The organism is Sinorhizobium sp. B11, assembly GCA_039725955.1.
Classification (GTDB): Bacteria; Pseudomonadota; Alphaproteobacteria; order Rhizobiales; family Rhizobiaceae; genus Rhizobium.
Map to the genome: position 1 here is coordinate 4,031,744 of CP091034.1, position 19,106 is coordinate 4,050,849.

Annotated in this window: 17 protein-coding genes; 8 read left to right on the forward strand and 9 right to left on the reverse strand. The window is 59.6% G+C overall.

What is annotated here, in order from left to right; genetic code table 11:
* Positions 1-77: 77 nt before the first annotated feature.
* Positions 78-464 carry an ester cyclase gene (locus tag LVY75_29965; GenBank protein ID XAZ22988.1) on the forward strand — a complete coding sequence of 129 codons (387 nt, stop codon included), beginning with the start codon at positions 78-80 and terminating at the stop codon, positions 462-464.
* A gap of 18 nt (positions 465-482) precedes the next feature.
* Here the strand turns inward: LVY75_29965 and LVY75_29970 are convergent, their stop codons facing one another.
* The 6 genes from LVY75_29970 to LVY75_29995 form a co-directional block, all read right to left on the reverse strand.
* Complete coding sequence (locus tag LVY75_29970; GenBank protein XAZ22989.1) at positions 483-1,103, reverse strand: class I SAM-dependent methyltransferase; 621 nt, start codon at positions 1,101-1,103, stop codon at positions 483-485.
* A gap of 146 nt (positions 1,104-1,249) precedes the next feature.
* On the reverse strand, positions 1,250-2,560 hold the full coding sequence (gene xylA / locus LVY75_29975) for a xylose isomerase (protein XAZ22990.1): 1,311 nt from the start codon (positions 2,558-2,560) through the stop codon (positions 1,250-1,252).
* Positions 2,561-2,595: 35 nt separating this feature from the next.
* The gene (gene xylB, locus LVY75_29980) at positions 2,596-4,050 is read right to left on the reverse strand and encodes a xylulokinase (protein XAZ22991.1); all 1,455 of its coding nucleotides are present in this window, start codon (positions 4,048-4,050) and stop codon (positions 2,596-2,598) included.
* Between the two features lie 21 nt (positions 4,051-4,071).
* Positions 4,072-5,097: a LacI family DNA-binding transcriptional regulator gene (locus LVY75_29985; GenBank protein XAZ22992.1), complete on the reverse strand. Its 1,026-nt coding sequence runs from the start codon at positions 5,095-5,097 to the stop codon at positions 4,072-4,074.
* 157 nt (positions 5,098-5,254) lie between these two features.
* Positions 5,255-6,856 (reverse strand): DHA2 family efflux MFS transporter permease subunit, encoded by a 1,602-nt coding sequence (locus LVY75_29990; protein XAZ22993.1) that lies wholly within the window; start codon positions 6,854-6,856, stop codon positions 5,255-5,257.
* A gap of 22 nt (positions 6,857-6,878) precedes the next feature.
* Positions 6,879-8,081 carry an HlyD family secretion protein gene (locus LVY75_29995; GenBank protein ID XAZ22994.1) on the reverse strand — a complete coding sequence of 401 codons (1,203 nt, stop codon included), beginning with the start codon at positions 8,079-8,081 and terminating at the stop codon, positions 6,879-6,881.
* Between the two features lie 152 nt (positions 8,082-8,233).
* Here LVY75_29995 and LVY75_30000 point away from each other — a divergent pair, with 152 nt between their 5' ends.
* The 3 genes from LVY75_30000 to LVY75_30010 all read left to right on the forward strand — a co-directional run bounded on the left by LVY75_30000 (position 8,234) and on the right by LVY75_30010 (position 10,708).
* Entirely contained in the window at positions 8,234-8,914 is a 681-nt protein-coding gene (locus LVY75_30000; protein XAZ22995.1) for a TetR/AcrR family transcriptional regulator, read from the forward strand.
* A 104-nt stretch (positions 8,915-9,018) separates the two neighbouring features.
* Positions 9,019-9,858 carry an AraC family transcriptional regulator gene (locus LVY75_30005; GenBank protein ID XAZ22996.1) on the forward strand — a complete coding sequence of 280 codons (840 nt, stop codon included), beginning with the start codon at positions 9,019-9,021 and terminating at the stop codon, positions 9,856-9,858.
* 100 nt (positions 9,859-9,958) lie between these two features.
* Positions 9,959-10,708 carry a TerC family protein gene (locus tag LVY75_30010; protein XAZ22997.1) on the forward strand — a complete coding sequence of 250 codons (750 nt, stop codon included), beginning with the start codon at positions 9,959-9,961 and terminating at the stop codon, positions 10,706-10,708.
* A gap of 39 nt (positions 10,709-10,747) precedes the next feature.
* On the opposite strand, the gene LVY75_30015 is transcribed toward LVY75_30010, so the two are convergent.
* Complete coding sequence (locus tag LVY75_30015) at positions 10,748-12,121, reverse strand: pilus assembly protein TadG-related protein (protein ID XAZ22998.1); 1,374 nt, start codon at positions 12,119-12,121, stop codon at positions 10,748-10,750.
* A 288-nt stretch (positions 12,122-12,409) separates the two neighbouring features.
* Between LVY75_30015 and gltX the strand changes: the two genes are divergently transcribed.
* Together gltX and lysS are read left to right on the forward strand one after the other, a co-directional pair.
* Positions 12,410-13,864 carry a glutamate--tRNA ligase gene (gltX, locus tag LVY75_30020; GenBank protein XAZ22999.1) on the forward strand — a complete coding sequence of 485 codons (1,455 nt, stop codon included), beginning with the start codon at positions 12,410-12,412 and terminating at the stop codon, positions 13,862-13,864.
* Positions 13,865-13,886: 22 nt separating this feature from the next.
* Positions 13,887-15,383 carry a lysine--tRNA ligase gene (gene lysS, locus LVY75_30025; protein ID XAZ23000.1) on the forward strand — a complete coding sequence of 499 codons (1,497 nt, stop codon included), beginning with the start codon at positions 13,887-13,889 and terminating at the stop codon, positions 15,381-15,383.
* A gap of 76 nt (positions 15,384-15,459) precedes the next feature.
* On the opposite strand, the gene LVY75_30030 is transcribed toward lysS, so the two are convergent.
* Positions 15,460-16,212 carry an SDR family oxidoreductase gene (locus tag LVY75_30030; GenBank protein ID XAZ23001.1) on the reverse strand — a complete coding sequence of 251 codons (753 nt, stop codon included), beginning with the start codon at positions 16,210-16,212 and terminating at the stop codon, positions 15,460-15,462.
* 132 nt (positions 16,213-16,344) lie between these two features.
* Between LVY75_30030 and LVY75_30035 the strand changes: the two genes are divergently transcribed.
* The gene (locus tag LVY75_30035) at positions 16,345-17,235 is read left to right on the forward strand and encodes an AraC family transcriptional regulator (protein ID XAZ23002.1); all 891 of its coding nucleotides are present in this window, start codon (positions 16,345-16,347) and stop codon (positions 17,233-17,235) included.
* Between the two features lie 12 nt (positions 17,236-17,247).
* On the opposite strand, the gene LVY75_30040 is transcribed toward LVY75_30035, so the two are convergent.
* Positions 17,248-17,970: a hypothetical protein gene (locus tag LVY75_30040; protein XAZ23003.1), complete on the reverse strand. Its 723-nt coding sequence runs from the start codon at positions 17,968-17,970 to the stop codon at positions 17,248-17,250.
* Between the two features lie 179 nt (positions 17,971-18,149).
* Between LVY75_30040 and LVY75_30045 the strand changes: the two genes are divergently transcribed.
* On the forward strand, positions 18,150-19,058 hold the full coding sequence (locus tag LVY75_30045) for a LysR family transcriptional regulator (protein ID XAZ23004.1): 909 nt from the start codon (positions 18,150-18,152) through the stop codon (positions 19,056-19,058).
* The last annotated feature ends 48 nt before the right edge of the window (positions 19,059-19,106 follow it).

Sequence of the window (19,106 nt, forward strand, 5' to 3'; positions counted from 1 at the left end):
CTTGATATCTGCCATTGCCCGAACGCCACGCCGTTCTAAGTTGACAACGGACCCTTTCGTTAGGCGAGGCAAACGAGATGACGCAAGATCAACTGGCCGACAGATACCAAGGCTATATTGCCTGCCTGAATGGCCAGGATTGGGCCAATCTCGGAAATTTCGTCCACGAGGACGTTCGTTACAATAGCACGCGCATCGGCTTGCGCGGCTATCGTGAGATGCTCAAGGGCGACTTTCGCGCCATCCCCGATCTCTTTTTCGATATCCAGCTGCTGATCTGCGAGCCGCCGCGCGTGGCGAGCCGCTTGCAATTCGACTGTACACCGAAGGGAGAGCTTTTTGGCTTCCCGGTCAACGGCAGGAAGGTGCAGTTCGCCGAAAATGTCTTCTACGAGTTTCTGGATGGAAAAATCCAAACCGTCTGGTCCGTCATAGACAAGGCCGCCATCGAAGCGCAGCTTTGAAGCTATCGGGTTCGCGGGTTATGCGACCCGCTGGAACGTGCTGAACTGGAATCTCTGCACACTGCCCCAGGGTGTCGAATGATCATGGCGGCGGCTATCGATCAGTTTCAATCCAGCACCCAGCAAACTTGCGAGGCTCTCGGCGCTGTGTCGCGCAACCGGCAGGCCGCTGCACTTTTCCGGTCCATCAAGGGCGAAAGTTCCCATGATCAGATGCCCGCCGATCTTCAGCGCGCGTTTCAACCGCTCGATATAGGCCACTTGCTCGACCGCGTCGGTTAGGAAATGAAAGGCCGCACGGTCGTGCCAGATGTCATAGGCCTCCGGTGGCTCCCAATGGGTAGCGTCACCTGCAATCCAGGTCACCCGATCGCCTTTGGCGCCAAGCCGCTTTCGCGCCTTGTCGAGCGCAGCCGCCGAGAGATCGAGTACGGTCACATGGTCCAACCCTTCGGCAAGAAGGCTATCGACGAGCCTTGAAGCTCCGCCGCCCACATCAACGATGGCATCTGATTGCTTTGCCTGAACGAGATGGATCAGGTCTAGAGAGGGTGCTGGGCTCTCCTGAAACCAGCTGACATCGGCCTCGCCTTTGGTCGAATAGACGTTTTCCCAATGCAGCCTACGATCGTCAGACATGAAGCGCTCCAAGCATTGTCGTCATCGCCGCTGATGCATGCCAGATTTCTATGGGACCGACCAGCACAATGAGCCGTATTCACCTCCGCAAACGAAAGAGCCGGGAAGCTTTCGCTCCCCGGCTCCTCAAAAAGTCCAACCACTAATCAGACGTAGCGGTTGACGATGTTTTCGAGCAATTCCTGCTTGCCGGACTTCGGCTGCGGGTTGACGTCCTTGCCTTCGACCCACTGTGTGATCTCTTCCAGCGAATATTCGCCGCGGAAGAGCTTCTGGCCTTCAGCCGAATTCCATCCGGCATAGCGGTCTGCGAGCGGCTGCGACAGAGCCTTGTCTTCGAGCATCTTGGCAGCAGCCTTCAGGCCGCGAGCGCAGCAATCCATGCCGCCGATATGGCCGATCAGCAGGTCTGCCGGATCAAGCGACTGACGGCGCAGCTTCGAATCGAAGTTGGTACCGCCCGTCTTGAAGCCGCCGCCCGCCAGAACGTAGTAATAGGCCAGAGCCATTTCCGGAACGTTGTTCGGGAACTGGTCGGTATCCCAACCGGACTGGTAGTCGTTGCGGTTCATGTCGATCGAGCCGAAGATGCCGAGCGCATTTGCGAGCGCCAGCTCATGCTCGAAGGAATGGCCGGCGAGGATCGCATGGCCCTGCTCGATGTTGAGCTTCACTTCGTTTTCGAGGCCGTGCTTCTTGAGGAAGCCGTAGACCGTCGCGACGTCATAGTCGTACTGGTGCTTGGTCGGCTCTTGCGGCTTCGGCTCGATCAGGATCGTGCCCTTGTAGCCGATCTTGTGCTTGTACTCGACGACGAGGTTGAGGAAGCGACCGAGTTGGTCGAGCTCGCGGCCAATATCGGTGTTGAGGAGGGTTTCATAGCCTTCGCGGCCGCCCCACAGAACATAGTTTTCGCCGCCGAGCTTCTGCGTGGCGTCGATGCAGGTCTTCACCGTCGCAGCGGCGAAAGCAAAGACATCCGGATCCGGATTGGTTGCTGCACCCGACATGTAGCGACGGTTCGAGAAGAGGTTCGCCGTGCCCCAGAGCAGCTTGGTGCCAGTGGCGGCCTGCTTTTCGGCGAAGTAGTCGACGATCTCGTTCAGGTTCTTGGTGTTTTCGGCAAAGTTCTTGCCTTCCGGGCGCACGTCGGCGTCGTGGAAGCAGTAGTAGGGCGCGCCGAGCAGCGAGAAGAATTCGAAAGCGACGTCAGCCTTGAGCTTGGCAGCCTTCATCGTGTCTTCGAACCAGGGACGCAGGAAGGTCTGACCGCCGAAGGGGTCGCCGCCCGGCCAGGTGAAGGTGTGCCAATAGGCAACCGCGAAGCGCAGATGGTCTTCCATGCGCTTGCCGAGAACGATTTCGTCCGGCTGGTAGTAGCGGAAGGCCAGCGGATTGGTGCTGTCTGGGCCTTCGTACTTCACTTTCTGGATGTCGCCGAAAAATCCGGTGCTCATTTGGGTTCTCCTTGGGTTCAGTTCTTATGGACGGATCAATGGACCAGCGACTTGATCGCCGGGTAGGTCGCGCGATAGCGCTTGTAGGCATCCTCATAGGCGCCGCTGAGTGCGGCGACCGGCTCGATCGTGCCGGCCGTAACCGGCGGGGTGCAGGCGGCAACCGGATCGGCGCCTGTTGCAGCAATGAGGCCAAGGCGGGCAGCACCGAAGGCGGCACCGAAATCGCCGTCCGCCGGCAGGTCGACCGGAACGCCGAGCGCAGTGGCGATCGAGGCAAGCCAGTAGCGCGAACGAGAACCGCCGCCGATCGCCGTGACGCGGGAAATATCCGTGCCCGAAGACCGCAGCGCTTCGAGATTGTCGCGGATCGCGAAGGACACGCCTTCCAGCACTGCCTGCGTCAGCACCACACGGCTGCTTTCATGTCCGAGGCCGATAAAGGCGCCGCGGATGACTGCATCATTGTGCGGCGTGCGCTCGCCCGAGAGATAGGGCAGGAAAGTCACGCCGGTCGGCGCCTTCAGGCTTTCGCCAAGTTCGCTGGTGAGATCGGCGGCCGATTTTCCGGTAACCGACGAATGCCAGTTCAGCGCATCGGTGGCGGACAAGATGACGCCCATCTGGTGCCATGTATTCGGCAGCGCGTGGCAGAAGGCATGGACGGCGCTTTCGGGCTTCGGCAGGTAGGCAGCGTTGGCCGCAAAGAGAACGCCTGACGTGCCGAGCGAAACAAACGCAGCACCATCGCTGACCGTGCCCATGCCGCAGGCCGAGGCCGCATTGTCACCGGCACCGCCGGCAACAACGACATCGCCTGATATGCCCCAGGCCGAAGCGAGCGCGGCGCGCAGCTTGCCGCCCTGCTCCGTGCCTTCGACAAGTGTCGGCATCTGTTTTTCATCGAGATTGGTGGCAGCCAGAAGCTCGGACGACCAGGCACGCTTGCCGGTATCGAGCCAGGACGTACCGGCCGAGTCAGACATTTCCGAAATATGCTCGCCTGTCAGCCAGAGGCGCAGATAATCCTTCGGCAGCAGGACTTTTGCGACCCTGGCGAAGATCTCGGGTTCGTTCTTGGCAACCCAGGCAAGCTTCGGCGCGGTAAATCCGGGAAATACGATATTGCCGGTCAGCTTGCGGAAGCGCGGATCGGCGTCGAGCGCGGCAGCCTCGATATAGGAGCGCGTATCGTTCCACAGAATGCAGGGGCGCAGCACCTTGTCGGAAGCGTCGAGCAGCGTTGCACCGTGCATCTGGCCGGAGAGGCCGATGCCCTTGACCGCGGCAAGCTCCTTCGGATGCTTGGCCTTGAGGCCGGCGACGGCCTCTTCCGTGGCGCGTACCCAATGGGCAGGTTCCTGTTCGGACCAGCCGGAATGCGGGCGCGAGACGTCGAGCGAACCATTGGCCGAGCCGATGATCTTCTGATCGCCGTCGATCAGCATCGCCTTGACGCCCGAAGTTCCGAGATCGAGACCCAGATACATGTGGTGTTTCTCCCTTTGCCGTTACGGCAGATTGTCTTTCAGGAATATGTCGAGGCGAATACGCTCCTGCGCATCGATGACGGCAAGCCCGTCCGCCTTTGCCTTGAGAACACGGATCGCGCTGCGCACCTCATGGCCGGCATCCTGGTTGAGGATTGCGTCGATAGTGCCATCGAGAACGGCAGCGCGAGTATGTGCCGTCAATTCATGGGCAATGACCGTCAATGCCCTGTCGGCAGCCTTTTCCTTCAGTGCGCGGATCAGGCCGCGATTACCGGCACCGAGGCTGTAAATGCCGATGATGCCGTCGTTCTTCCCAAGTGCATCCGCAATCAGCATATGGGCAGCTTCAGGGTCATCCCGGCCTTCGAGCACCGGCAACAGATGCAGCGCCGGAAACTCCTGCGCCATGACGGACGCAAAGCCCTCCAGGCGCTCACGATGGTCGCGCACCAACATGGAACCCGCCAATACGGCGATCTCGCCTTTAGCGCCGCCAAGGAAACGGCCGAGCAGGCGGGCGGCGGTGCGCCCTGCTGCGATATTGTCGACGCCGGCATAATGATGACGCAGCGATCCCGTCAAATCGGAAACCAGTGTGACGACGGGAATTCCGTCATGGACCAACCGATCCACAATCGCCTTCACCTCAGGCGCGTCGGTGGCCACCAGCGCGATCCCCGAGGGCTTTTCGGCCGCGACTGTTTCAAGCTCGCGCACGAGCGCCTGCGGGTCGAAGGCGGGCACCTCGACGATCCGAATGTCCGTACGCTCGGCGGCCGAGCGCGCAATCGCCGCGCGGATTTCGGCATTCAAGCCATGCATGAAGGAATTGTCACTGGCGGGCAAAATGAAGGTCAGCGGATAGACGCGGCCCTTGGCGAGATTTGCAGCTGCCACGTCGCGCACATAGCCGAGATCGCGGATCGCGGTTTCCACCTTCTCCCGCGTCACATGGCGCACACCCGGCCTCTGGTTCAGAACCCGGTCCACAGTCGCAAGACTAACGCCCGCCGCAGCGGCGATATCATGAACGGTTGGCCTCATCACTCCTCCTGGAGGAGACCATTAACGCCAAATTTGATGTACGTAAATCAAAAAATGATTGCGTGGCGAAACACCTGCTCATGGATCGCGAAAACTCGGGCGCAGAAAAACAAAAAGGCCCTCCGAAGAGGGCCTTTCTTGCAATGACGGCCGGAGGTCAGTGGCCGCCACCGCCTCCCCCGCCGCCTTGCGGCGCGGGTTTCTTGATCATGACGACGCCAAGGATCATCGCCAGGAAAAGCACTGTCAGCATCAAGAAGATATCGCTGAAGGAAAGGATCATTGCTTGCTTGGTCGCAAGGCCGACCATCTGCTTGACCGCGACATTAGCGCCATCCAGGCCCCAATTGTTGAAATTGGCGGTCATATTGTTCATCTGGTCGATGGCAGCCGTATTGCCCCAATGAACGTTCTCGCGCAGCCGCTCGTAATGCACATCCTGCCGGGTGGTGAGCACGGTGTTGATGACAGCAAGGCCAACGGCGCCGCCAAGGTTACGCGTTAGGTTGAAGAGACCCGAGGCGCCTCGGATACGCTGCGGCGACAGGGTGCCGAGCGCGATATTGTTGATCGGCACCATGCACATCATCAGGCCGAAGCCGCGTAGGATCTGCGGGATGAACAGCTCGTAGAAGTCCCAGTCCTGCGTCAGATGCGTCATGATATAGGTACCTGCCGCAAAGCTGACGAAACCGATCGCCATCATGAAACGCAGGTCGAGCTTGGTCGACAACCGGCCGGCGATCGGCGCGGTGAAGAACATTGCGAGGCCCGACACGAACATCGTCTCGCCGATCATCTGCGAATCGTAACCACGGATACGGCCGAGATACACAGGATAGATATAGGTAAGACCGTATAGGCCGATGCCCATGACGAAGGAGAATACCGAGCCAAAGGAGAAGTTTCGGTTCGAGAAGGCCGTCAAATCGACCACCGGGAACTCCACCGTGAAGGCCCGATAGAAGAAGACGATGCCGGCAACAACCGATGCGACGGCTCCCATGACGATATAGCTATCGTTGAACCAGTCGTTCGAATTGCCTTCTTCCAGCACATATTCCAGTGCGCCAAGGAAAACACCCATAGACAGCAGGCCGTACCAGTCGAACTTCTTGAAGAGCGACAGTTCCGGTTTGTCGAAATCGATGAAATTCCAGGTGACGATCGTGACGATGATACCGGGCACGATATTGACCAGGAACAGCCAGTGCCAGGAGAAGGCATGGCTCAGGTAACCGCCGACAGTCGGACCTATGGTCGGCGCCAGCGTGGCGATGAGGCCAATGATCGGCGAAACGATCGCACGCTTAGACGGCGGGAAGATCGTAAAGGCGGCCGCGAAGACCGAGGGGATCATGCCGCCGCCGATGAAGCCCTGAATGACACGGTAGACGATCATCTGGTCGATGTTCGTCGCTGTTGCGGCCAGGGCGCTCGCCATGGTGAAACCGGCAGCCGAGATTGCGAAGAGATACCGTGTCGAGATGATACGCGCCAGCGTGCCCGACAGCGGGATCATGATGACTTCGGCGATCAGATAGGCCGTTTGCACCCAGCCGATTTCGTCCGTACCGGCAGATAGGCCTGCCTGGATTTCGGCAAGCGAAGCCGACACGATCTGAATGTCGAGGATCGACATGAACATCCCGAGCACCATCGCGAAGAAAGCGATGAGCCTTTTGGGATCCATGCGATCGGCGGCATGCGCAGGTGCTGCCGGGATCGAACCCGCCGTTGCTGTCGCGCTCCCTGCCATGGGACTACCTCCGCCCTAGGGCTTACTTCACCGGTGCCGTGCGGGTGTCGACGTCGACGACAACGCTGAGACCGGCGCGCAGGCGACCGCTATCAAGCGCATCCTGCGGCAGGGCGATGCGAACCGGCACCCGCTGGATGATCTTGGTGAAGTTACCTGTCGCATTTTCCGGCGGCAGCATCGAGAAGACCGATCCAGAGGCCGGCGCGATGGATTCGACAGTGCCGACGACAGGATAGTCGCTGTAGGCATCGACATGGACGTTGACCTTCGAACCCGGAACCAGATGCTGGATCTGCGTTTCCTTGAAGTTGGCGTCAATATAGAGCTGGTGCGTCGGCACCAGCGCCATCAGCCGCTGACCGGGCGAAACGAGATCGCCTTCCTGAACCGAACGGTTGCCGACCACGCCGTCATAAGGTGCCTTCAAAATGGTGAAGGAGAGATCGCGTGCGGCCTTGTCGCGCTGGATTTCCATCGTGCGCACGGAGCCTTCGGCTTCCTTGCGCTGAGCCTCGAGGATTGTGATGTTGGCCTGCGCGAAAACGATGTTGGCATCGCCGCCGGCAAGATTTGCCTTCGCCTGATCGAGAGCCGTATTGGCATCATCGAGATCTGCGGTGGTGCCGACCGACTTCGCCTGCAGGTCGCTCTGGCGCTTCTGCTTGATCTCCGCGCCGCGCACTGTGGCTTCGAGGGCAGTCTTCTGGGCCTGGGCCTGCACAAGGCTCGCCTTGGCGCCTTCGATCTGCGCATCGATGCGGCTGAGCGACAGTTGCTCGGTTTCGATCTGCGCGTTCGCCTGGTCGAGGGCGTTCTGGTAGTCACCGTTATCAAGGGTAGCGAGAACCTCGCCTGCCTTGACTTCCTGGTTGGCGACAACATTCACCTTCGCGACATAGCCCGTGACCTTCGGCGAGATCGTCGCAATGTCACCCTCGATATAAGCGTCGTCGGTCGACACGAGGAAGCGGCCGTTGGTCCACCAGTCGTAGCCGTACCAGCCGGCGCCGCCCAGAAGAGCGAGCACGACGACGGGCAGCACGAAACTGCGGCGCTTCTTTGGAGCAGCCGGTGCGACAGCAGGCGCAGACTGCGCGGGAGCCGTCTGCGGTGCCTCGGCCTTCGGGGCTTCGGCAGGAGCTGCAGCTTCCGCTTTCACCTCTTCGGTGCCGGCATTTTCGCTGACGATGCGCGCGACATTGCTTTTCTGGTTTGTCGACATATACAGGCTACCGATCTGGAGTAAAATAATCGAACTGAACGGTTCGGTTCAGTTGACATAAAGGGTTTTTGACTTCATATCAAGATGCATAGAACCAATCGGTTCGATTTCTTTAAAAGAAAACACGAATTCGCGAAGACGGTTAAGGAGACATGACACTGAAGCCCGAGGATACCGCCGTATTGAGCCCACCCAATCAGGGAGGCCGCTTTGCTGCGGGTGAGGATCCGGCCAAGCGCCAGCAGATCCTCGATGGTGCAAGGCGCGTGTTCCTGAAAATGGGCTTCGATGCGGCCAGCATGAATGATGTGACCCGCGAGGCCGGTGTTTCCAAGGGAACGCTCTATGTCTACTTTGCCAACAAGGAAGAGCTCTTCCATGCCATGGTCGAGACCGAGCGAGCCGCCTTCGTCGCGGCCGTGCGCACGGTCCTTGCTGAGCACGACAACGTCGAGGCAGGACTGTACGAATTCGGGATAACTTTCGTTACCCACATGACCGAAGACAAGGTCATCGACGCCATGCGTACCGTGCTCGGTGTGCGTGAGCGTATGCCCCTTCTCTGTCAGCGTTTCTTCAAGGGGCCGCAGAACCTGCGCACCATCATGCACGACTTCCTGGAGCGGCATGTGCAAGCCGGCACCCTGAAGATCGACGATATCGATCTCGCCGCCGGTCAGTTCCTCGACCTCGCAAGCGGCAGTTTCTTCAAGTTGCGCCTCTTCGGCAACATGGAAGGCCCGCCGCCGCGCAACGAGATCGAACGCGTCATTCGCGGCGCAATCAATGTCTTCATGGCCGCATACGGCGTTCGCAAGCACGAGAACATCTGATCCCATCCTGACCCTGATTGGTTTTCTGCCGGATTTGCGCAATAGCGATCAAATCCGGCCGCACCATTTCCTTTAGGAATGAAGCGGCAACCAGGGGAGAAGAGATGACCGCTATCGGACGAGCGATATGGTTCATCGAGAGCCATTTCGAAACCGAAATAAACCTCGACGAGATCGCAGAGGCAGCCGGATTATCGCGCTACCATCTGTCGCGCGTCTTCGGATTGGTGACGGGCCATTCGATCAGCACCTATATCCGCGCACGGCGTCTCAGCGTTGCCGCGCTATCGCTCATCTCGGGCTCATCGAGCATTCTCGAGGTTGCCCTCGGCGCGGGCTACGGCTCGCACGAGGCTTTCACCCGTGCCTTCCGCGACCAGTTCGGCATGACGCCCGAGGCGGTGCGCCGACAGGGGCACATTCGCAATCTCGCATTGATGGAGCCCATCAGGATGAAAACCGCAACTCTCAACGATCTTGAACCGCCGCGTTTCGAAACCCTTCAGCCGATGCTTTTCGCCGGCCTCCAGGAAACCTATGCCTATGGCGGCAATGCCGCGATCCCCTCGCTCTGGCAGAAATTCAACCAGCATTTCGGCCATATCCCCAACCAGAAGGGCAATGTCGCCTACGGGATCTGTATCCATATCGACGGCGAGGCCGAGAAATTCCGCTATATGGCGGCGATCGAGGTCTCCGATGCCGACGATCTGCCTGAAGGCTTTGCAACACTGAAGCTGCCGGCCCAGCGCTACGCTGTCTTCTCCCACCGCGGTCATGTTTCCGGCATACCGGCCACGATGGACCTGATCTTCGGTAACTGGTGGCCGACGTCAGGCCTCGAACATGGCAGCATGCCCGACATGTTCGAACGCTACGATGAGCGTTTCGATCCCTATACGGGAATGGGGCTGACGGAAATCTGGTTGCCGATCAAGGAATAAAAGCCCGACCGTTTTCGTATATCCCCTTGCGGTGCTTGCGCGACAGGTCCGCAACGATACATTGTCCGCGTCCATATGCGACGCAAGGGGAAATATGCCGATGCAGGATATCATGACGCTCATTCAGGACCCGGCTGCCTGGGTGGCGCTCGTCACGCTGGTTGTGATGGAAGTTGTTCTCGGGATCGACAACCTGATCTTCATCTCCATCCTCACCAACAAGCTACCGCCTGAGCATCGGGAAAGGGCTCGCAAGACCGGTATCGCCCTAGCCCTCATCATGCGTCTTGCCCTGCTTGGCACCGTCGCCTGGATCGTCCAGCTCACCGAACCGCTCTTCGAGCTCTTCGGCCATGGTTTCTCCTGGAAGGATCTCATCCTGATCGCCGGCGGTCTTTTCCTCGTCTGGAAGGCCACCAAGGAAATCCACCACAATGTCGATCCTGAGGATCAACAGGAGAATTTCATCGCAGGCGCGACAGGCACAAGCTTCGCTTCGGCGATCGGCCAGATCCTGCTGCTCGACCTCGTCTTCTCGGTGGACAGCATCATCACGGCCGTCGGCATGACCCCGCACCTGCCGATCATGATCGTCGCTGTCATCGCCGCCGTCACGGTCATGCTCGTCGCCGCAACGCCACTCGCCAATTTCATAGAGCGCAACCCAACGATCGTCATGCTGGCGCTCGCATTCCTCTTGATGATCGGTACGACCTTGATTGCAGACGGTATGGGTTTCCACGTGCCGAAGGGCTACGTCTACGCCGCCATGGCCTTCTCGGCCCTCGTCGAGGTGCTGAACATGTTCGCGAGAAACGCCCGCAAACGAAAGCGCGAAGGCGGCCACTAAGGTCGCCCCTCGGTTCAATCTTCGCTGAGCGGCTCCGCCTCACTGAGTGAGGCGGAGATTTTTCTCAGCACCGGCGGCTTTGCTGAACAGGACCGACATCGCCTGCTTCATGTCGTCGCCGGGCTTCACTTCGAAGAACAGATCGTCGGAAGCACATTGCTTGAGCTTCGGGCCGATCTGCGTGCCGAAAGTCGGATTAATCGCCCGGTTCCAGATCGGATCCGTCGGGATCGGAAGATAGGTTGTGTAGAGGATCGCGAGCTTGATGTTCCGGCTTTTCAGCTGCGAACAATACTTCAGGTCGATCGGTTCGAGACAGCGGTCGGCATCGGCCCATCCGAGGTAACCAGTGCAGCCTGATGGTTTGCGGCTGTCGCCCAGGCCGTCGGTCACGAAGAAAATGACAGTCTGACGATCGCTGGTACTGGTGCCGGTGCCGCCATTTCCCTTGATCTCGTTGCCCATATTGGTCAGCGCCGTATCGAAGCTCGTCAGCGCATCCTCGTTATAACCATGATGGTCGGTCGTCATCAGCGTCACCTGCCCAACCGCATTGGCGATACTTGCCATGTCGATGGTCGGTGCCGAAACCTTCATGATGCCATATCCCGGTTCCTTTGCCGCCTTGCCGAAGCTGTAGGCGGCAACGCGAAACTGGTCCGGTGAGGTGCGCAGACTGGTGACGTCATCCATGAGCGCCTTGGCAGCCTGCGCCACGACGTCGATGCGCAGTGTCACGTCATTCTGGCGGGCAATATAGAAATTGCTTCCCTTGTCATCATGCACGACACCATCGCTGCCAGTCCAGGACATGTGACAGGCAAAAGCGCAATTGCGGCCGGCCGCATCCTGAGCATTGGCCGAGACGGCGACAAGCTTGTCGATATCCCCTTGCGTGGCACCAATGCCCATCGACGGCGTATTGTCGAGCAGCATGTAGAAGTCGGTATAAACGCGGCTCTCTGTGCCATAGATCGCTGTTGCCACACCGGTAACCGTCATCGTGTCCTGACCGAGAACCCGCATGAAGGTCGTCGGAACCTGTGCCGTGAAGGTTACCTTGGAGCTAATATCGCCACCCGACTTGATAACCTTGACGTCAACGTCGAGCGAAGCCGCGCCGAGATGCACGTCGCGCTGCGATAGGAAGAGCGTCTTGCCGTCAGCATCGCCGACAGTGACTTCGCCGTCCTGCTTCATCTGCTGGGCCGCAAGCAGGGCCGGCGATTTTGCCGCTATCGCGCCGAGCGCTGCCGCATCCGCAGCACCCATCAGATCCGAGTGAATTTCGAGAGCACTGCCATAATCGACTGCAATGCCGGCAGCACCAAGCAGCGGGACGATCGCCAGGGCCGTCAGGACACCGAAATTACCATAGCGATCCGCGAGGAGACGCATCAAGGAAACACGCATAATATGACTCATAAAAACAATGGATTGTTCAATGCCTGAAGTAATGCACGGGAGAGCTTAATATATTGCCCAACGGCCTCGCGCGGGCGGGTCGGCAGAAGCCCGCCAAAAGCGGTTTTTCTTGACGTTCCCCTTTGAATATGGCCTAAGCGCAGCCATACGGATAATCGGCGGAATATGCGGGCAGATGCCCTTCTCCAGCCGGCTTCCGAAAGATATCTGCGTTCTCCAGGCCGACGTCGCTTTCCTTGAAAAGCCGCTCGGCATTCATTGACGGGCACATAAAAAATGACAGCTTCCGGCGTCCGCGTCCGCATCGCTCCCTCGCCGACCGGCGAGCCGCATGTCGGCACCGCTTACATCGCTCTCTTCAACTACCTCTTTGCCAAGAAGCATGGCGGCGAGTTCATCCTGCGCATCGAGGATACAGATGCGACGCGCTCGACACCTGAATTCGAGACGAAAGTGCTGGATGCGCTGAAGTGGTGCGGGCTGGAATGGAAGGAAGGTCCCGATATCGGCGGCCCATACGGCCCTTATCGCCAGTCCGACCGCAAGGACATGTATCAGCCCTACGCCCAGGAACTGCTGGACAAGGGCCATGCCTTCCGCTGTTTCTGCACGCCCGAGCGGCTGGAGCAGATGCGCGAAGGCCAGCGTGCCGCCGGCAAGCCGCCAAAGTATGATGGTCTTTGCCTGACGCTGAAGGCCGAGGAAGTCACTTCGCGCATGGCCGCCGGCGAAACCACCGTCATCCGCATGAAGATCCCGACCGAAGGCTCATGCGACTTCACCGACGGCGTCTATGGCGACGTGTCGATCCCATGGGATTCCGTCGACATGCAGGTCCTCATCAAGGCCGACGGCATGCCGACCTATCATATGGCAAACGTCATCGACGATCATCTGATGAAGATCACCCATGTCGCGCGCGGCGAAGAGTGGCTGGCCTCCGTGCCGAAGCACATCCTGCTCTATCGCTACTTCGGCTGGGACCAGCCGGTGTTCATGCATCTGTCGTTGATGCGCAACGCCGACAAGTCGAAGCTATCCAAGCGCAAGAACCCGACCTCGATCTCCTATTATTCCGCGCTCGGCTATATCCCCGAAGCGCTGATGAACTTCCTCGGCCTGTTCTTCATCCAGATCTCCGAAGGCGAAGAATTGCTGACCATGGACGAGCTCTCCGAAAAGTTCGACCCGGAGAACCTGTCCAAGGCCGGCGCGATCTTCGACATCCAGAAGCTCGACTGGCTGAATGGCCGCTGGATCCGCGAAAAGCTCTCGGAAGAGGACTTCCGCGCCCGTGTCCTCACCTGGGCGATGGAAAACGATCGTCTGATGGCTGGCCTGCGCCTGTCGCAGACGCGCATTTCCAAGCTCGGCGAACTGCCCGATCTCGCAGGCTTCCTGCTGAAGTCCGACCTCGGCCTGCAGCCGTCGGATTTCGCCAGGATCAAGTCGCCGCCGGAAGAGATCCTGGAAATCCTCAACACCGTTCAGCCGGATCTCGAAAAGATCCTGGAATGGAACGTCGAGACGATCGAAGCTGAACTGCGCGCCATCGCCGACCGCATGGGCAAGAAGCTGAAAGTCGTCGTCGCTCCGCTCTTCGTTGCCGTTTCCGGCTCGTCGCGCTCGCTGCCGCTTTTCGATTCCATGGCGATCCTCGGTCGCTCCGTCGTGCGTCAGCGCCTGAAGCTTGCCTCGCAGGCAGTCGCCGCCCTCGTCGGCTCGAAGTAAGAACAGTCAGAGGATCCAGACAATGGCTGACAACAAGACCGAAAACACCCTTTCCTCCGACGCAACGGAAGTGCGCGCCCAGAAGCTGAAGCTGCTGCGCGAGCAGATCGGCGACGTCTATCCGGCGCATTTCCACCGCACGCTGACCAATGCCGAGCTGGCCGCGAAATACGAGAACCTGGAACCCGACGTCGAGACACAGGATGTCGTGACGGTCGCCGGCCGCGTCTACTCGTCGCGCAACTCCGGCATGTTCATGGACATCCACGATGCCGGCGGCAAGATCCAGATTTTCAGTCACAAGGACACGACCCCGGAAGAAGCCCGTGCGCTGCTGCCGATGATCGACATCGGCGATATTATCGGCGTCACCGGCATCGTGCGTCGCACCAAGCGCGGCGAGCTGACGATCAACGCGCAGAAGATCGAGATGCTCACCAAGTCGCTGCTGCCCATGCCCGAGAAGTGGCACGGCCTCTCCGACATCGAGCTGCGCTACCGCAAGCGCCATCTCGACATCATGACCAACGAGGAATCGAAGCTGCGTTTCCAGCAGCGTTCGAAGATACTTTCGGGAATTCGTCGTTTCATGGAAGACGACGGTTTCATGGAAGTCGAAACGCCGATGCTGCATTCGGTCTACGGCGGCGCCACCGCCGAGCCGTTCAAGACGCATCACAACACGCTGAAGCTCGACATGTACCTGCGCATCGCGCCGGAACTGTTCCTGAAGCGCACGCTGGTCTCCGGCCTCACCGACAAGGTCTTCGAGATCAACCGCAATTTCCGCAACGAAGGCGTCTCCACCCGGCACAATCCGGAATTCACCATGATGGAGTGCTACTGGGCCTATGCCGACTACGAGGACATCATGGACCTCGTCGAGCGGCTGTTCGAGAGCCTGGCGCTCTCCATCCACGGCACGACGGAATTCCCCTTCGGCGACAAGACCATGTCCTTCAAGGGCCCGTTCAAGCGCGTTCCGATGCCCGACGCCGTCAAGGAAGTGACCGGTATCGATTTCCTGGCGATGAAGACCGACGAAGAAGCCCGCGCCGCCGCCAAGGCAGCCGGCTTCGCGGTCGAGAAGGACTGGACCTGGGGCGAATGCCTTGCCTTCATCTTCGAAGAAAAGGTTGAGCAGACGCTGATCCAGCCCTCGCACGTCACCCACTTCCCGAAGGACATTTCGCCCTTCGCCAAGGAAGTGCCGGGCGAGCCGCGCCTCGTCGAGCGCTTCGAGACCTATTGCAACGCCTGGGAACTCGGCAACGCCTTCTCCGAGCTCAACGATCCGGAAGAGCAGCGCCGCCGCATGGTGGAACAGCTCGAGCAGGCCCATGCCCGTGGCGAGAAGGAAAAGCAGCTCGACGAGGAATTCCTCGATGCGATTGACCAGGGCATGCCGCCCGCCGGCGGTCTCGGCATCGGCGTCGATCGCCTGATCATGCTCCTCACCAACGCGCCGTCTATCCGCGACGTCATCCTGTTCCCGGCCCGCCGCGCCAAGGCTGACTGAGAAACGAATTGCCTGAACGTCAAAACGGAGCGTCCTTTCGGGCGCTCCGTTTTGCTTTTTCCTGAAACATTCCGCCTCAGATCATGTAGCCGCCGGCGACCTCGATCGTCTGCGCATTGATCCAGGCGCCATCCTCGGATGCGAGCATGGCGATCACCCGGCCGACATCGTCGGATTCTCCGACACGGCCGAGTGCCGTCTGCGAGGCAAGCAGCGCCGCAAATTCCGGGTTTTTGTCCAGCGCGGCATCAGCCAGATTGGTGCGAATAGCGCCCGGCGAGACCGCATTGGCGCGGATCCTGCGGTTGCCGAACTCCTTCGCCTGATACCGCGTCAAGGTCTCAAGCCCAGATTTGAGAGCGGCATACGGCGCCACACCGGCCGTTGCGACACGCACCGAGGCGCTCGTCACATTGAGGATCACACCACCATCCACCATCAGCGGCAACAGCGCCTGCGTCAGGAAAAACGGGCCCTTCAGGTGCACGTTCATCAGCGCGTCGAACTGCTCGGCCGTCACCGTCTCTATCAGATTGAACATGCCGAACCCGGCATTGTTGACGAGGCAATCGAAATCACTGCGCCCCCAATAGGTGGAAAGCAGTCGCTTGACCTCCTCCACGAAGGACGGAAAGCTTGCGGCATCGCCGACATCCAAAGCCAGCGCGACTGCCTGGCCGCCCGCCGCCTTGATCTCGGCCACAGCCTCATCGGCGCCGGGCTTGTGGCTGTTGTAGGTCAGGATGACCCCCATGCCGCGCCGCGCGCATTCCTGAGCCGCCGATTGACCGATGCCCCGGCTGCCACCGGTAATGATTGCGATTTTCATCTATGTCTCCTTGCTTTCGATGGCCGGAAGCTAGGTGAAACAGTAGGATGTTACTCCGCCGGAAACTGCCTCGTTCTTGCCTATTCCTGCTTTTGTCTTGCGCGCAATGACGAGCTAGGTCAGGATTCCCCCATGCAGACAATGCTCGAAGAGATGCGCCGCCTGACGGCTCGCGCCGAAAACCGCCCGACGGAAACCGGCATACCTGGCATATTGATGGTCAAGGGAGAGATCCCTGAGCACAGGCTCGGGGCGATCTATGAGCCGATGGTCAACCTGATCGTGGATGGCAGCAAGACGCTCACCATCGCCGGCCAGGACTATTATTACGACCCCACCACCTATTTTGTCATCTCGGTGGATATGCCCGCAACTGGCAAAGTGCAGCAAGCCGGTCTCGACAGGCCCTATGTCGGTGTCAGTCTGTCGCTTGATCCGGCAAGGGTGGCCGCCCTTCTCATCGACCTCCCGCCACAGACCTATCAGGAGGGGCAAGGCGGCGGTTATTCCGTCTGCCGCATGACGCCGGAACTTCTCAGTGCCTGGCTGAGAATGCTGCAGCTCATGGAGCGGCCGCAGGATATCCCGGCCCTTGCGCCTGCCTATGAACGCGAAATCCTCTATCGCGTGCTGCAGGGGCCACAAGGCTGGATATTACGTGATATTGCGGCACCCGACAGCGCACTGTCGCGGATAAGACTCGCCATCCGCTGGGTACGCGATCACTACGCAGAGGCGGTCGAGGTCGAAAAGCTTGCCGGCCTCGCCTCGATGAGCGTGTCCGCCTTTCATCGCCATTTCAAGGCAGTGACGGCGATGAGCCCGATCCAGTTCCAGAAACGCATCCGATTGCTGCAGGCTCGCCAGCTTCTGATTGGCCAATCCGGAAATGCATCCTCGGTCGCCTACACCGTGGGCTATGAAAGCGCCTCGCAATTCAGCAGGGAATACGCACGCTTCTTCGGCCAGCCGCCGGCGCGCGATGCCTCACTGATAAGGGAAAATATCAAGCCTGCTGCCTGATCGTTTTCGGAACTAGTGGCCGCTCTTGACGGGCGGCTCCTCTGCGGGAGCGTCTCCCGCCGGAGTGGCTGCATCCTTGGCAGCCTGCTCTTGGGCAGACGGTTCCTCAGCCTCCTTGGGCGCAGCGCCCTTTTCCGGCTTGCTCTCTTTCTTGGTGGAGGCGACGGCCACTGGATCGATGCAATCGGCCGGGTCCTTGAGGCTCGCATTCAGCGTTGCGATCCGATCGTCCGGCAACTCGATGCGTTCGCCGTAGAAGAGGCCCTGTTCACTCGCCTTGCCGTCGTAATAACGGGCCGTATAGGGCTTGTCGTCGAGACCTTCGACCATCTTGTCGGGATGCGCAATATAGACCACGTCGGCGCCGATCGCCCGTCCGCGAATGTCCGAGCGCAGGGTCGGACCGTTCTCGTCGAGGACGACGACCTGCACCAGATCGGGCTTTTGCGCTTCATAGACGGCCTGGGCGACGCGCAACGCCGTCTTGACGCGCGTCATGCCGTCGACAGGTTCGGTCTTGATGTATTTGCGGACCCAGACATGATCCTGCTTCTTGATCGTCACGAGATTAACGTCGGTGCAGGCCACGCCATCAGCGGCTTCCTCGTCACCCAGCAGCCTGTCTTTGCCGACATAGACCGCAGCACCGCCGGAAACGCCCGCTAACAGGGCGCTACCACCGATGATCAAAGCCAATTTCCGGGAAGGCCGGAATATGCGCAGTAAGGCCTTCACGCCAACTGCTCCGCCATCTGAAAACTCCAACGCAATACAAGTGACTGTTAAGCTAGGGAAATGACGTTTCCGAATGTTTAAGTGGGCCTTCTGACTTTGTCTCGAAGTGGCAAAATACCAAAAAAGGTCCAGCTGCTCCTGCGCTTGCCAGAGCGCTCACGCACATGCTCTAAAACGCCATGGCTTTCACGCTTCGCCAGATTCAATATTTCGTCGCCGTTGCAGAACAGGGCTCGGTCACACGCGCCGCGCAGAACCTGTCGATCTCCCAATCATCAATAACGGAGGCGCTGAAAGAACTCGAAAGCGACCTCGGGGTCGTGTTGTTCGAACGCCACCCGCGGGGGCTCTCGATCACCCACAATGGTCACCAGTTCCTGCGGCACGCCACGAAAATCCTGGCAACGGTGTCCGATGCCCGCACCAGCTTTTCCGCCCAGCAGAACACACCTTCCGGCACGCTCAATATCGGCGTTACTTCGCTCGTTGCCGGCTATGTACTTTCGGACCTGCTGGCCCGCTATCGCCGGGCCTGCCCCGGGGTCGAAGTCAGCGCCATCGAAGACAATGGCAGTTATCTCGAACATCTGCTGGTCGGCGGCGAGCTGGATGTCGCTGTCATGGTGATTTCAAATCTGCGTGATCGCATGGCTCTCCAAGCGGAAATTCTGGAAACCTCCCCCTATCGCCTCTGGCTGCCAATGGGGCATCCGCTGGTCTCGGCCGATATTATCTCGGTTGCCGATATCGCCCGCGAACCGCTGATCATGTTGACGGTGGATGAAATCGAGGAGAATACCGGCAAACTATTGACCGCACTCGGCGCCCGTCCACACGTCGCCTTCCGCACTCGCTCGGTGGAAGCCGTACGCAGCCTGGTTGCCACGGGCGCGGGCGTGGCGCTGCTGCCCGATCTTGTCTATCGCCCCTGGTCGCTGGAAGGCGACCGTATCGAGAGCCGCGACGTTTCCGGTTCTCTGCCCGTCGTGCAGGTCGGCATGGTCTGGCGCAAGGGCTCCAGCCTGCCGCAGGCGGCGCGCGATTTTGTGGCTATCGCCGAGAACATGCGATCGGGAAGATCCCGTTAGGTATCGGAATTTCCGATATCGGCTTTCTGATAAATGAATTTGCGAAAC

Excerpts from the sequence above, each read along its gene's own strand:
- LVY75_30045 (XAZ23004.1), top strand. The coding sequence starts at position 18,150 with ATGGCTTTCACGCTTCGCCAGATTCAATATTTCGTCGCCGTTGCAGAA.
- xylB (XAZ22991.1), bottom strand. The coding sequence starts at position 4,050 with ATGTATCTGGGTCTCGATCTCGGAACTTCGGGCGTCAAGGCGATGCTG.
- lysS (XAZ23000.1), top strand. The coding sequence starts at position 13,887 with ATGGCTGACAACAAGACCGAAAACACCCTTTCCTCCGACGCAACGGAA.
- LVY75_30010 (XAZ22997.1), top strand. The coding sequence starts at position 9,959 with ATGCAGGATATCATGACGCTCATTCAGGACCCGGCTGCCTGGGTGGCG.
- LVY75_29970 (XAZ22989.1), bottom strand. The coding sequence starts at position 1,103 with ATGTCTGACGATCGTAGGCTGCATTGGGAAAACGTCTATTCGACCAAA.
- LVY75_29995 (XAZ22994.1), bottom strand. The coding sequence starts at position 8,081 with ATGTCGACAAACCAGAAAAGCAATGTCGCGCGCATCGTCAGCGAAAAT.
- LVY75_29985 (XAZ22992.1), bottom strand. The coding sequence starts at position 5,097 with ATGAGGCCAACCGTTCATGATATCGCCGCTGCGGCGGGCGTTAGTCTT.
- LVY75_30015 (XAZ22998.1), bottom strand. The coding sequence starts at position 12,121 with ATGCGTGTTTCCTTGATGCGTCTCCTCGCGGATCGCTATGGTAATTTC.
- LVY75_29965 (XAZ22988.1), top strand. The coding sequence starts at position 78 with ATGACGCAAGATCAACTGGCCGACAGATACCAAGGCTATATTGCCTGC.
- LVY75_29990 (XAZ22993.1), bottom strand. The coding sequence starts at position 6,856 with ATGGCAGGGAGCGCGACAGCAACGGCGGGTTCGATCCCGGCAGCACCT.
- LVY75_30035 (XAZ23002.1), top strand. The coding sequence starts at position 16,345 with ATGCAGACAATGCTCGAAGAGATGCGCCGCCTGACGGCTCGCGCCGAA.
- LVY75_30005 (XAZ22996.1), top strand. The coding sequence starts at position 9,019 with ATGACCGCTATCGGACGAGCGATATGGTTCATCGAGAGCCATTTCGAA.
- xylA (XAZ22990.1), bottom strand. The coding sequence starts at position 2,560 with ATGAGCACCGGATTTTTCGGCGACATCCAGAAAGTGAAGTACGAAGGC.
- gltX (XAZ22999.1), top strand. The coding sequence starts at position 12,410 with ATGACAGCTTCCGGCGTCCGCGTCCGCATCGCTCCCTCGCCGACCGGC.
- LVY75_30000 (XAZ22995.1), top strand. The coding sequence starts at position 8,234 with ATGACACTGAAGCCCGAGGATACCGCCGTATTGAGCCCACCCAATCAG.
- LVY75_30030 (XAZ23001.1), bottom strand. The coding sequence starts at position 16,212 with ATGAAAATCGCAATCATTACCGGTGGCAGCCGGGGCATCGGTCAATCG.